The sequence below is a fragment of the Granulicella aggregans genome (assembly GCF_014203275.1).
In the GTDB taxonomy this organism is placed as follows: domain Bacteria; phylum Acidobacteriota; class Terriglobia; order Terriglobales; family Acidobacteriaceae; genus Edaphobacter.
The window spans coordinates 538739-551517 of the sequence record NZ_JACHIP010000001.1 but is presented as its reverse complement, the minus strand read 5'-3'; the positions used below and the strand labels follow the sequence as shown (position 1 = coordinate 551517).

Genomic DNA, 12779 nt, shown 5'->3' with positions numbered 1-12779 from the left:
TTTAGCAATGCGTGGGTGGTGGCGTCGTGGTGCGACGAATTGCTGGGTTGAGGACGGGGTGAGGGGGGTACGTCCCACCTATGCGATGAGACCGCATGGATGGGGCACCCGGGCATTTTGCCGGAGTGAAGGGCAGACGAGGATTTTCTGCGTGAATGACAAACCAAGAGGCAAAGGCTAAGGGTTAGTTTTGGGGTTCGCGGAGGGGGACCTGGCGGTCGATGGAGAAGGAGACCTTGAGCGAGGCACGGCCGGTGCCGAGGCAGACGAGGAGCTTCTTGCTGGGGCCTTTGAAGCTGTAGTTGATGTGGGCGAGGCCGTTGGGGTCGATGTGGGTGACGACGGGCGGGCTGGGGCTGATGTCGTGGACGTCGACGGTGTCGATCAGCGTCGCGGTTGCCGAGACGACACGCTCGTGGAGGGTGGGGTCGAGGGCGACGGGGACCTGGAGGTCGGGGCTCTGGCTGGCCTGGGTGCAGGTGGCGGTCAGGCCGCCGACGATGATGTCGCGGGGGACGACCTGCTCGTCGAGGACGGGGTTGTCGCGGTAGACGCGGCGGAAGAAGTCGTAGGCGGCGGTGGCGCGGTTGATGGGGCGGACCATGGTGATGTGGTCGGCGGGGATCTCCTGGGGTGGGGTGGTGACGTCGCAGCCGTAGGTGGCGCTGAAGTAGCTGACGACGCGGGTGTGGGGCTTGAAGAAGCGGATGAAGCCCTCGTCGTCGACGGTGTCTTGCGCTTCATAGGCGCAGAAGCGGTGGATGGTGTTGACGGTGTCGTGGCTGCGCCAGTTGTGTTCGAGCTGGGTGAGGAAGTTGTTGCTGCTGGCGTCGCTGAGGTCGTTGAGCAGCGGGTCTTTGTCGTAGAGGGAGGCGATTCGCGCGACGGTAGACCCCTCGTGCGGGGTGCCGTAGGAGACGATGAAGCGGACCTTTGCGGCGTCGGCGGGGTGACGAAGCAGCATCTCTTCGACGAGGATGCCGCCGAGGCTGTGGGCGAGGAAGACGACCTCGCGATGGTCCCAGACGTGGTCTTTCTGAAGGTTGCTCCAGAGGAGGTCGGCGAGTTGGACGCTGGACATCTTGCCGTTCGAGGCCGGGGAGGGGTACTCGGCAACCTCGACGTCGGAGTAGGCGAAGCGGGGGTCGGAGCGGATGAGGTCGGGCCAGAACGTGCCGTTGGCGGCGCGGAAGCTGTTGCGGTCGCCGTGGATGCCGTGGACAAAGACGATGACTCGGGGATGAGGCTGGCCGGGGGGCGGTGGCGGAGGGGATTGGGCGAGCGCGACGATGGCGCTTGCAAGGAAGACGAGGATGAGAGCGAGTGAGCGTGCGGTGATGGAGCGGCGGTGTCGGTTCATTGGGGTGGTGGGTTAAGGATACAGCGAGGTGTGTTTGGTCGCATTCCCATATCTGGCAATGAGACCGCCAGATATGGGGCACCCGGCACCCACTCACGTGTCGACGTTGGTACCTAGTCCTACGGCACCTTCCTCAAACCTTTTCCCGTTGCGACAATCTCGAATGTTCCGTGCCCGAACTTCGCAGCGACATTTTCCTTGTGACGCAGGGCATACAGAATAAGAGAGAACCACGTCAGTCTTTCGATAGAGGATTTCATCCCGAGCCATATGGAAAGTGAAGAAATGAAGGCCATCATTTCTTCACCGCCGGTGCCGTTTTCGCAATCGGAGCTGAAGCAGCTTGCAGGTTGAATGATTGGAAGGCAAGAGTCAGCTCACTAATCTCATCAACCTTTGGTGATAGCTTCGCAATCATCGCCTCAGCCTCCCCTGAGAGTTGATCAAGCAATTTGGGGATGTGTTCGACAGCCCGGATTCTCAGTTGGCGCGGAGCATCCGCGAATGCGGAAAATGTTTCATCTGGCTCGCCGGGATCGCCCCGCATCCCGGAGGAAGACCGCAGGGCTACACCCCATCTGCTTCCAATTCTTACGTAGCCTAGTTGTTCCCGCGACCAATTGCCATCCTCGTCTTCAATTTCAGAAATCGTGACCCACGTAGCAACGCCAAGGTTTAGTCGCTTGAGAGCGGCGTCAATCTGTTCTATTTGGGTGGTGAGTTGGTCGCTGACCTTGTTTAGTCTGGCCGCACTCTCTGCAAGTCTTAGTAGGGCGGGAGAAGGCGTTGCTACTTTTGCAGCTTCCGACTCTACTTTGTCGGCTATCGCAGGTAAGAGCTTGATGGTTATATTGCCCCCACCCCTCTCTTTGAGTGCAGACTGCATTAATTGCATGGCTTGGGCATTGAATAGTAGACGGAGCATAGCCGCTGAAAGCTCGGTCTGGATTTCGAGCGTGCTTCCAACTAGAGAGAGGGCCGCATTCTGAAGCATATCGGATGCTTGCTGGTGGCCTGTCGCAACAGCGAGCGCGCCGACGAGTAAATCCTTCGCGGATTGCGGAGCTATGGGTTTTGCAATTGAACGAATCGGCAGCTTGGCGACACTGCCAGCCACACCTGCAACTTTCCCATCATAAATAAGAGACATAAAAAACCTCTGGGCACGCCTTCACTACTGGAGGCAAACTTCCGTCTACCTCTACTGATCCAATCAGAGCACCTTACTCCGAGGGTGTCAACGAACATTTGCGAACGTACTATCCTGTCTATCTATGAAAGATTTTTTTATTGCGGATGCGGCGAAGTTCGATAACGAGTCGGTGACGAGCTACTTTGTGCTGTCGTCGCTGCAGGTGAGAGAGAAGAAGCAGGGTGGGCAGTTTCTGGCGCTGATGCTGGCCGACAAGACCGGCACGATGGAAGCGCGGATGTGGGACGAGTTTGCCGACTCGCTGGCTAGCTGCGCCGAGGGCTGCTATGTGAAGGTGCAGGGGCAGATCTCGAAGTACCAGGGGAAGTACCAGATCACGCTGAGCAAGATGCGGTTTGCGGCGGAGTCGGAGATCGATGCGGGGGATTATCAGCCTTCGACGCGGTATGACGTGGACGAGATGTGGGCGGAGCTGCGTGGGTATGTCTCGGCGTTCGCGAATGAGGATTTGAAGCGGCTGGTGTTTGCGTTTCTCGACGATGAGGAGATTGGTGGGGCGTATCGCGTGGCTCCGGCGGCGAAGTCGCTGCATCATGCGTGGCTGGGTGGGTTGCTGGAGCATGTGTTGACGCTGGTTCGCGTGTGCCGCGCTACAGTCCCGTTTTATCCCGAGGTGGATGGAGAACTGCTGGTGACGGGGGCGATTCTGCATGACATTGGGAAGATCAAGGAGCTGGCGTGGAAGAGCAGTTTCTCCTACACGCTTGAAGGACAGATGATCGGGCACATTTCGATTGCGCAGGGGATGCTACGGGAGAAGCTGATTGGGCTTGAGCCGTTTCCGGCGAAGCTGCGGGTGTTGGTGGAGCACATGATCCTGAGCCACCATGGGAAGTATGAGTTTGGATCGCCCAAGCTGCCGATGACGCCTGAGGCGATTCTGCTGAGCGCGCTCGATGACCTTGAGGCGAAGATGCAGAACATGCGCGCGGAGTTCGCGAAGGAGCTGGCGAATGGTAAGAGCGGCTCGGGGATGACGGAGTGGGTGAGGAGTATGGATCGGCCGCTGCTAAATTCGAAGGCGTTTTTGGCGGACGAGTAAGGGGCTGTGGCCGACCCACCCATGGCCGAAGGCGAGCCATGGATGGGGCACCCAGTGCTGAGGTGGGGGAAGAAATGCGGGGGTCTCTCCACTGCGCTTCGCTTCGGTCGAGATCACTTTTCTTTGAAGCGGAGAGCTGTGGCGAGACCCACTCATCGCTCTGCCACCCCGGGGAACAAAGAACGTTCGCCGGGGACCCCGGACGCCGCGATGAATGGGGCACAGAAGTGAGTACAGGGTGACGGCTGGGATAGCATCGGGATATGGCTAGGGCTAAGAGTCCGGAGAAGCGGCAGGCGATTCTGCAGGCGGCGGCGCGAGAGATTGCGGCGTCGGGACTGGGTGCTTCGACGGCAAAGATCGCGAAGGGTGCGGATGTCGCTGAAGGGACGCTGTTCACTTACTTCGCCAGCAAAGACGAATTGTTCAATGAGCTCTACCTCGAACTGAAAGGCGAGGTATACCGACGGATCAACGCTGAATTTCCTTACAAGGCAACGCTGCAAGTACGCGCTCGACATGTGTGGACGGAGTCTTTGAACTGGTCTATCGAGAGGCCGGAGGAGCGCAAGGCGTCCGTGCAGTTGGGCGTTTCGGATGTGGTTACCGTCGCGACGAGGGAACGGATCGGGTCGCAACAACGCGGGGCGGTGGAAGAGACGTTGGGCGAGATTGCGGCTCGCGGCGTCTTCAAGGATCTGCCGCCGGGGTTTGCCGCGTCGGCGATGGGTGCGATGCAGGATGCCGTGATCGACACGGTCGCCAGGAAGCCGCGGCAGAAGGCGGTCCTCGTCGAAAAGGGGTTCGACGCCTTTTGGCGGATGGCAAAGTGATTTTTAGCCCTGAATGTTCTGCCTGAATAAATGAGCAACCACTCGCTCATTTATGAATCTGATCTTCAGGGGGCCAAACAATGGCTAAGGTCTGGTTGATTACGGGAAGTGGAAATGGGTTGGGACGCGATATCGCGGAGGCTGCGCTGGCGGCGGGAGACAGTGTGGTTGCGGGCGCGCGGCGGCTGGAAGAGTTGGACCCGCTGGTAAAGCAGTACGGCGAGCGCATCAAGCCGGTGAAGCTCGATGTGCGTGAGGAAGATGCCGCGAAGGCTGCGGTGCAGGCGGCTGTGGACACGTATGGCCGCCTGGATGTGCTGGTGAACAATGCTGGCTATGGCCACATGGCTCCGTTTGAACAGATGACGTCGGAGGAGTTTCGCGACGTGGTGGAGACATGCTTGTTCGGCGTGGTGTACACGACGCGTGCGGCGGTGCCGGTGATGCGTAAGCAGAAGAGCGGACATATCTTCCAGGTGTCGTCGATCGGCGGTCGGCTTGGGATGCCGGGAAACTCGCCGTATCACGCGGCGAAATGGGCTGTCGGGGGTTTCAGTGACTCAGTAGCGATGGAGGTCGCGCCGTTCGGCGTGAAGGTATGCACGTTGGAGCCGGGCGGCATCCGCACGAACTGGGCGCAGAGGGCAGGCGAGAGGTCGCCGGAGCTGCTGCCGGAGTATGAGCCTTCGGTGGGCGCGATTTATAAGCTGTTGGCGGAGGTTCGCGACCATACGGAGGGTGATCCGAAGAAGATTGCCGAGGTTGTGGTGAAGCTGGCGAGTTCGGAGGATGTTCCGAAGCGGTTGATCCTGGGCAGCGATGCTGAGACCTGGGTGAAGGGTGCCGAAACCGCGCGCGCGGAAGAGGCGGCGAAGTTTCGGGAGTTGACGCTGTCGACGGTCTTTCCGGATGCTCGAAAGTTTGAGGGCCTGCACAATCAATAGAGAATGGAGCCGGGCGCTGGGCGTCCGGCTCCATTGCTGGAGGAGGTAGTAGAAGATGATTCAGGATCTGCACGGGCTGGATTTTGGTCCGATTCTGGCGCTGAACAACGAACATGCGATGGAGACTTCGGAGCTTGATGCGTCGAGGCTGAAGGCGCTTCTTGATATGGCTTGTTATGCGCGTGGCGTGGATGGAGGCGCGACTGCGCTCTTGATCGCGCTCGACCAGGAAGCAGGGTATGAGAATCCGAACTTTGCGTGGTTCAAGGCGGCATACGAGAGGTTTGTGTATATCGATCGCGTGATTGTGGCCGATGCCGCGCGTGGGAGGGGCATCGCCAGAGCGCTCTATGAGGATCTGTTCTTCTTCGCGAAGGATTCGGGGCAGGAGCGTGTCGTCTGCGAGGTGAATCTTGATCCGCCGAATGCTGCGTCCGATGCGTTTCATGCAGCAATGGGCTTTGAGGCGGTCGGGCAGAACACGATTCACGGCGGAGCCAAGACGGTTCGGTACTTTGCGAAGGTTTTGTAAGGGCCGCTACTTCGCGGGATGGGGTTTTACGCCGGACCAGGTCCAGCCCTGCATCTTCCAGCCGGTTGGTTCGAGGTGGAGGACTACGGTGATCTGGCCCTCCTCTTGGAGTGGCTGGCCGTGTTCCTTGTAGTAGTAGACGGTGGGCATGATGACGTAGGCGAGTGTGCCTTCGACCTCGATACGGGAGGGGTCGCCGGCGGTGACCTTGCCTTCGGTGACGCCGGTGGCGGTGGCGTGCTTGTCGTAGTCGGCGGCCCAGTCTTGGACGGCGTGGGGGCCGGACCAGCGGTGCGGGGCGAACTCGTCGACGATGGTGATGACGCCGGGCGCGTAGGCGGCGAAGGCGGACTTGGTGTCGCCGGTGTTGAAGCCGTCGATGAACTGGTGGACGGGCTTGGTGAGTTCGGCGGGGGTGGCGGCGAAGGAGGTGGCGGGGATGAGGATCAGCGAGAGCAGGATGAGGATGGTCTTTTTGATGGGGTGCTCCTTCAAGGATGGTGCGGGCTGATTCTGGAGAAGAGTTTCATAGGTGTTGGGTCGCGTCAATCTTTTGGCCTGTCCGCGCGGCGGTGGCTGCTTCCCACGTTGCGAATGCTGCCGCCTACAATGGCAGGATGCGGGTGCTCGTTGGATGTTGGCTTCTTGCTGGGGTTGTCGCGGCGCAGGGACAGATGCGTTCGGTTGCGATAACGGTGGACGATCTTCCATGCGCCAACTGTGCGCCGATGAACGCGGATGGGACGCCCCGGCACGGCGTTCTTGTGGAGACGAATCGGAAGCTTGTGGCGGGATTGGTGAAGGCGGGTGCTCCCGTGACAGGTTTTGTCATTACGCGGACCGCGGAGGAGGCTGGCAAGTCGGGACATGAGGCGCTGGATCTCTGGCTGGACGCTGGTTTCGATCTCGGAAGTCATAGCTATTCACATCCAAACTTTTCCGAAATTTCGGCGGAGGAGATGGAGACGGAGATCGCCCGTGCTGACTCGTACCTCTATCCTCTTCTCGCTGCGAAGGGGAAAAAGGTCAGATTCTTTCGTTTTCCCTACAACAGCACGGGAGACACGCAGGCCAAGCACGACTCCGTCGCGGAGTTTTTGAAAGTGAGCAACTACGGCCACCAGGTAGCGGCCTGCACGATTGATAATTCGGACTACGTATTTGCTGGAGCGTATGCCGTGGCCGTAGGGAAGAACGATATGGCGACGGCCGAGAAGATTCGGCGTGAGTATCTTGCTTATAGCGCGACGAAGATTGATTTCTATGCAGCGTTGAACCGTCGCGTGCTTGGCTATGAGCCGCCTGAGGTGATGTTGTTGCACGATAGTCTGCTGAACGCGGACAGCGTTCGGGATGTGCTCGAACTATTCCGCAAGCGTGGCTATAAGTTTGTATCGCTCTCTGAGGCGCAGAGCGATCCTGCTTATGCGATTCCGGATACCTACGTCACGAAGTATGGCCCGATGTGGGGATATCGGTGGGCGCAGGAGAAAAAGCTTGGGCAGCTCTGGATAAAAGAAGAGGAGCCGGAGGAGTGGGTTGAGAAGTATGCGAATGGGGATGCGACGGGTGTGCCGGGCAAGCCTTGATGGCGACCGAAGACTTACCCCAAGGGCTAAAGCCCGCTCTCTTCGCTCGTTGAAATGCCAAGGCTAAAGCCTTGGCTTACCTGGAAGCAAAAGGAATCTTGCCTGCGAGCAAACGACTTCGTGTGCAGAAATTATCGTTACAATTGAAGTTTGGGGTTGGCTTGCCGGCACGGCTGGCGGGCGGGATAAGAGAGATTGATGCTTCGTTTTTCGACTGCGGGAGAGAGCCACGGGGAGAGCCTGGTGGCGTTGGTGAGTGGGCTGCCGGCTGGGATTCCGGTGGCGCAGGAGTTTGTGGACCGCGAGCTTTGGCGGCGGCAGCAGGGGTATGGGCGCGGCGGAAGGATGCGGATCGAGCGGGACTCGGCGCACATTTTGAGCGGCGTACGGCATGGCAAGACGATCGGGTCGCCGGTGGCGATGACGCTTGCCAATAACGACTGGAAGAACTGGACGGAGATTCTGCCGGTCGAGACGGGCGACGCGGAGAAGCATAAGGCCGTGGCTTCGCCGAGGCCGGGACACGCGGACCTTGCGGGGGCTCTGAAGTACGACTTCAAGGATGCGCGGTATGTGCTGGAGCGGGCTTCGGCTCGGGAGAGCGCGGCCCGGGTCGCCTGCGGGGCGCTGGCGAAACTCTTGCTGAAATCGCTGGGGATTGAGGTTGGGTCGCATGTGATCCGCGTGGGTAAGGCGGAGTTAGGCCGCGATGCTTCGTGGGCGGAGATTGCGGCGGCAAATGCGAAGGAAGAGGTCTTCTTGAACTGCGTTGACGCCGAGGCTGAAGCTCGGATGAAGGCCGAGGTGGATGTCGCGCTGCGGACGGGCGATACGGTTGGCGGCGTGTTTGAGGTTGTTGTGCATGGGCTGGCTCCCGGTGTCGGAACGCACGTCAATTGGGACGAGCGTATGGATGGGTTGCTGGCGCAGGCGGTGATGAGTCTGCAGGCGGTGAAGGCTGTGGAGCTTGGCCGCGGAGTGACGGCGGCGGAGTCGATGGGGTCGACCGTGCATGATGCGATTGCGTATGAGGGGGCGGATGAGGCGTTCACCAAGTTCTCGCGGGAGAAGAACAATGCTGGCGGGATCGAAGGTGGGATCTCGAATGGCGAGGATGTTGTGGTGCGTGGATATCTGAAGCCGATCTCGACGCTGCGGCGGCCGCTGGCTTCGGTGAGCTTCGAGACGCGCGAGGCGACCAAGGCGGCGTATGAACGCAGCGATGTTTGTGTGGTGCCGGCGGCGGGAGTGGCGGCGGAGGCGATGGTTGCGCTGACGATTGCTCGGCTGGTGATTGATAAGTTTGGTGGGGATTCGCTGCGGGAGTTGAAGCGGAACTACGACGGGTATTGCGAACAGATACGGAATTTCTAAAGTGACGACGAAGAAGATGGCGAAGAATCCGGTGAAGATTCATGAGGTGGTGAAGTATCCCGACCCCGTGCTGGCGAAGCGCGGCGAAGAGGTGACGGTCTTCGACGCTGCGTTGAAGACACTGGTCAACGAGATGTTCGAGTCGATGTACATCGCGCAAGGGATTGGGCTGGCTGCACCGCAGATCAATATCTCGAAGCGGATTACCGTGATCGACGTCAGCTTCAAGAAGAACCCGAAGGACAAGATCGTGTTGATCAATCCGGAGATCGTCGATCGCACGGGCAAGCAGCTTGAAGAAGAGGGATGCCTGAGCCTGCCCGATATTCGCGAGAAGGTGAGTCGCGCCGAGTGGGTGAAAGTAAGAGCTCAGGATGCGGATGGGAAGACCTTCGAGATTGAAGGGACGGAGCTGCTGGGGCGGTGTATGCAGCATGAGATCGACCATTTGAATGGGGTCTTGTTTATCGACCATCTGAGTCGGTTGAAGCGCGAGTTGGTACTGCGGAAGATCAAGAAGATGCAGAAGAATGGCGAGTGGTAGTGGGGCAAGGTTTAGGGTGTAGGGTTCAGGGTGTAGAGAGAGCGGTGAGACCTTGAAGCTCGTATTTTGTGGGACGCCGGCGTTCGCGGTACCGGTGCTGGAGGCGGTGATCGCCGCCGGCCACGAGGTTGCGCTGGTGGTGACGCAGCCGGATCGCGCGGCAGGGCGTGGGCTGGAGGTGCATCTTTCGCCGGTCAAGCAGACGGCGCTTGCGCTCGGGATCGCGGTGACTCAGCCGGACAAGATTAAGAACAATTTGGAGCTTCGAGAGCGGCTGGAATCGATTGCTCCGGACGCGATTCTTGTCGTGGCCTATGGCCGGATCATTCCGCAGTGGATGCTGGAACTGCCGCGGTTCGGGAACATCAATCTGCATGGGTCTTTGTTGCCGAAGTACAGAGGTGCCGCCCCGATTCAGTGGGCGGTGGCGAACGGCGAGTTGGTGACGGGCGTGACGACGATGGTGCTGGAGGCGGGGCTCGATACCGGGCCGATGCTGCTGGCGCGGACGGTGCCGGTGGCTGAGGAAGAGACTTCGGAAGACTTGTTTGTCTCGCTGGCGGCGATCGGGGCGGAGTTGATGGTCGAGACGCTGGCGGGGTTGGAGGATGGCAGCGTGACGCCGGTGGAGCAGGACCACTCGTTGGCGACGCTTGCACCGATATTGACGCGCGAGGATGGACTGATCGATTTCTCGCGGACGGCGAGGCAGAGTTACGATCGGTGGCGTGGATTTCAGCCGTGGCCGGGAGCGCATACGACTTTGCGGGGAAAGAAATTGATTGTGCATAAGATGAAGGTCTTTGAAGGCGGCGGTACTGCGGCGGGGGAGCTGCTTGTGGATGGTGATCGGTTGATGGTTGGATGCGGCGAAGGCTCGGCGCTGGAGCTGGTCGAGGTGCAGATGGAAGGCAAGAAACGGATGGCGGCGGCGGAGTTTCTGCGCGGATACCAGGTGAAGAGTGGCGAGCGGCTGGGATGAAAGAACAGGTAAAAGGGATTAGGGATAAGGGAGTGGGGAAGCCAAAACCGCCGGTGAGGGGAAGACCGGCTAGTGCTGGGCCTACGCTTTCGGCTGAGGAGGCGCTGGCTAAGGTAACGCCGGCGCGGCGGGCGGCGTTCGAGATTTTGACCCTGGTGGGACAGAACAAGGGACATAGCGATGAGCTGCTGCACTCGGCGCTGACGGATGGGTTGTCGGGCGAGGATAGGAACCTTGCGACCGCGCTGGTGATGGGCGTGCTTCGGTGGCAGATTGCGCTCGATGCTCGGATCAAGACGCTGCTTCAGCGTCCCGATCAGAAGCTGGCGGAGCCGGTGGCTCTGGCGCTGCGCATGGGCGCGTTTCAGTTGCTGCACATGGATAGGATTCCGGCCCATGCGGCTTTGAGCGAGAGTGTCGAGCTTTGCCGCGCGGCGGGTGAGCCGCATGCGACAGGAATGGTGAATGCGATCCTGCGTAAGGTGGCTTCTGCACAGAAGCCGAGTGCCCGGATATTTGAATCGACGGCTGCGTTTGCGGAGCGTCTCGGGCATCCGAAGTGGCTGGTGGACCGGTGGGTCGCGGCGTATGGGCGTGAGGCGGCGTTGAAGATCTGCGAGGCGGATCAGTTGGAGCATCCGGCGGGATCGATGTTTGCGCAGGTTGGCGGCGAGATTCCGCTGATGGATGATGGGTCGCGGCTTGTGGCGGAGCTTGCGGCGGCGGCTGTGCCGGGGGCGAAGCGGGTTTGGGACTGCTGCGCTGCTCCGGGAGGGAAGACGCTGATTCTGGCGCTGCGGGAGCCAGAGGCGGAGATCTTTGCGACCGACGTGAGCACCAAGCGGACGGCGCAGATGCAGAGCCGGATGAAGCGATCGAGCGTGGCGGAGAAGGTGAAGTGCTTCGTGCTCGATGCGGCGGTTCCTGTGCTGAAGAATGACGAGAAGTTCGATCTGATCCTGTGCGATGTGCCTTGCAGCGGGACGGGGACGCTGGCCGAGAATCCGGAGATTCGGCATCGGCTCAAGCCTGAGGAGTTTCTAAGACAATCCGACCGGCAGAAGCTGATTCTGAAGGGGGCCTTGTCGCGGCTGGCTGAGGGTGGGCGGCTGGTGTATTCGACTTGCTCGCTGGAGCCGGAGGAGAACGAGCGCGTAGTGGAGGCGGTGCTCGCTGATAGCGGATTTAGGCGGGTGGCGGTGGAGGGGTTGGTAAGTTCATTGCTTGATTCGGGTGTGGTTTCGGGAGAATTAGGGTCGGTGGTGCGGGATGGGGCTTTGAGGACTCTGCCTGGGGTGCATGGGTGCGATGGGTTCTATGCAGTGGTGGTGGAGCGTTCTGGAGCCATCTAATGGCTTAGGGTGACTTGGATCTTGTCGTTGACGGTGACGCGGGCACCGGCGGCGGGCTTTTGCGCGATCACGGTGTCGATGGGCGTGATAGGAGCTATCGGCGCGATCGGGCGGATGGGGGCTGGCTGACCGTTCAGAGTGGGAGCCGCAGGTGAAAAGCCGCCAATAGGTGCGACGGATTTTACCTTGCCCTGGACGACATTCATGCTGTAGATCTTGAGGCCCATGGAAGAGACGCGGGCCGAGGCTGCGGTGAGGGTGAGGCCGATGAGGTCGGGCATCACGTAGGCGTCGGCGTTGGGCTCTAATGCGGCCAAAGCCGAGGAGCTGGCGTCAGCGTCGCTGGAGGCAGGCTGGGTGGAGCTGGTTGTGCCGGGGGCGTCGTCGAAGGTGGCTACGCGGGGTTTAGGAGTGGGGATTGCCTCGCTGACTAGCAGGCTGATGCGGGGGCCGTCCACGCCGGCGGCGTCGGGCGTGGGGGATTGCGAGACGACGATTCCGGGAGGGCCGGGCGATGGGACGTAGGCGATGGTGCCGAGGTTGAGGGAGAGGCGGCGGATGGTGACGGAGGCCTCGCGTTCGGTCTGGCCGACTACGTTGGGGATGGAGACCTTTTGTGGGCCGATGCTCTCGGCAACGCGCAGAACCCAATCGCGGCGGACCTTGGTGCCGGGCGTGGGGGACTGCGAGAGGATGTGGCCGGAGGGAATCGTGGTCGAGTAGAACTGGCTCTCGAGGTCCATGTTGAGGCCTAGGCCTTCGGCGAGCGCACGGGCTTCGTCCACGGTGAGGCCTGAGACGCTGGGAACCTCTACCTCGCGACCGTGGATGGCGAGGCGCATGGTGATGAAGGCCGAGATCATGGCGACGGCAATCATGGCGAGAGCGCCGAGAGCGATGTTGAAGAAGCGACGCATGGTCGGGATCAGGATATCGTGCCGGGTGAGGCGGTGGAGGGAAGATCGTGAAGCGGTGATTGTGGGACCGGTTTGGATTCTCACATCTCAGAGTCGA

General features: G+C 60.4%; 13 protein-coding genes. 9 read left to right on the top strand and 4 right to left on the bottom strand.

Features of this window, described 5'->3' with window-relative positions:
* Positions 1-184: 184 nt before the first annotated feature.
* Complete coding sequence (locus HDF16_RS02260) at positions 185-1360, bottom strand: lipase family alpha/beta hydrolase (protein WP_184213534.1); 1176 nt, start codon at positions 1358-1360, stop codon at positions 185-187.
* Between the two features lie 295 nt (positions 1361-1655).
* Positions 1656-2510 carry a hypothetical protein gene (locus tag HDF16_RS02255; RefSeq protein WP_184213533.1) on the bottom strand — a complete coding sequence of 285 codons (855 nt, stop codon included), beginning with the start codon at positions 2508-2510 and terminating at the stop codon, positions 1656-1658.
* Positions 2511-2634: 124 nt separating this feature from the next.
* Between HDF16_RS02255 and HDF16_RS02250 the strand changes: the two genes are divergently transcribed.
* The 4 genes from HDF16_RS02250 to HDF16_RS02235 all read left to right on the top strand — a co-directional run bounded on the left by HDF16_RS02250 (position 2635) and on the right by HDF16_RS02235 (position 5924).
* The gene (locus tag HDF16_RS02250) at positions 2635-3615 is read left to right on the top strand and encodes a 3'-5' exoribonuclease YhaM family protein (RefSeq protein ID WP_184213532.1); all 981 of its coding nucleotides are present in this window, start codon (positions 2635-2637) and stop codon (positions 3613-3615) included.
* Positions 3616-3878: 263 nt separating this feature from the next.
* Positions 3879-4448 carry a TetR/AcrR family transcriptional regulator gene (locus HDF16_RS02245; protein WP_184213531.1) on the top strand — a complete coding sequence of 190 codons (570 nt, stop codon included), beginning with the start codon at positions 3879-3881 and terminating at the stop codon, positions 4446-4448.
* Between the two features lie 80 nt (positions 4449-4528).
* The gene (locus HDF16_RS02240; protein ID WP_184213530.1) at positions 4529-5392 is read left to right on the top strand and encodes an SDR family NAD(P)-dependent oxidoreductase; all 864 of its coding nucleotides are present in this window, start codon (positions 4529-4531) and stop codon (positions 5390-5392) included.
* Positions 5393-5447: 55 nt separating this feature from the next.
* Positions 5448-5924 carry a GNAT family N-acetyltransferase gene (locus tag HDF16_RS02235; protein ID WP_184213529.1) on the top strand — a complete coding sequence of 159 codons (477 nt, stop codon included), beginning with the start codon at positions 5448-5450 and terminating at the stop codon, positions 5922-5924.
* Between the two features lie 6 nt (positions 5925-5930).
* Here HDF16_RS02235 and HDF16_RS02230 read toward each other — a convergent pair whose 3' ends face one another.
* Positions 5931-6473, bottom strand: a complete 543-nt coding sequence (locus tag HDF16_RS02230) for a nuclear transport factor 2 family protein (protein ID WP_184213528.1) — start codon at positions 6471-6473, stop codon at positions 5931-5933.
* 74 nt (positions 6474-6547) lie between these two features.
* On the opposite strand from HDF16_RS02230, the gene HDF16_RS02225 reads away from it, so the two are divergent.
* From HDF16_RS02225 to HDF16_RS02205, 5 genes are all read left to right on the top strand, one after another.
* Positions 6548-7513 (top strand): polysaccharide deacetylase family protein, encoded by a 966-nt coding sequence (locus tag HDF16_RS02225; protein ID WP_221312429.1) that lies wholly within the window; start codon positions 6548-6550, stop codon positions 7511-7513.
* Positions 7514-7711: 198 nt separating this feature from the next.
* Positions 7712-8887: a chorismate synthase gene (aroC, locus tag HDF16_RS02220; RefSeq protein ID WP_184213526.1), complete on the top strand. Its 1176-nt coding sequence runs from the start codon at positions 7712-7714 to the stop codon at positions 8885-8887.
* A gap of 16 nt (positions 8888-8903) precedes the next feature.
* Positions 8904-9431: a peptide deformylase gene (gene def, locus HDF16_RS02215; RefSeq protein WP_184214180.1), complete on the top strand. Its 528-nt coding sequence runs from the start codon at positions 8904-8906 to the stop codon at positions 9429-9431.
* Positions 9432-9483: 52 nt separating this feature from the next.
* Positions 9484-10413, top strand: coding sequence for a methionyl-tRNA formyltransferase (gene fmt, locus HDF16_RS02210; RefSeq protein WP_184213525.1), 930 nt, complete (start codon positions 9484-9486; stop codon positions 10411-10413).
* Positions 10410-11765: a transcription antitermination factor NusB gene (locus tag HDF16_RS02205; protein ID WP_184213524.1), complete on the top strand. Its 1356-nt coding sequence runs from the start codon at positions 10410-10412 to the stop codon at positions 11763-11765. Before fmt ends, HDF16_RS02205 begins: the two co-directional genes overlap by 4 nt.
* Here the strand turns inward: HDF16_RS02205 and HDF16_RS02200 are convergent.
* The gene (locus tag HDF16_RS02200; RefSeq protein ID WP_184213523.1) at positions 11762-12766 is read right to left on the bottom strand and encodes a PASTA domain-containing protein; all 1005 of its coding nucleotides are present in this window, start codon (positions 12764-12766) and stop codon (positions 11762-11764) included. The genes HDF16_RS02205 and HDF16_RS02200 overlap by 4 nt on opposite strands.
* Between the last annotated feature and the right edge of the window lie 13 nt (positions 12767-12779).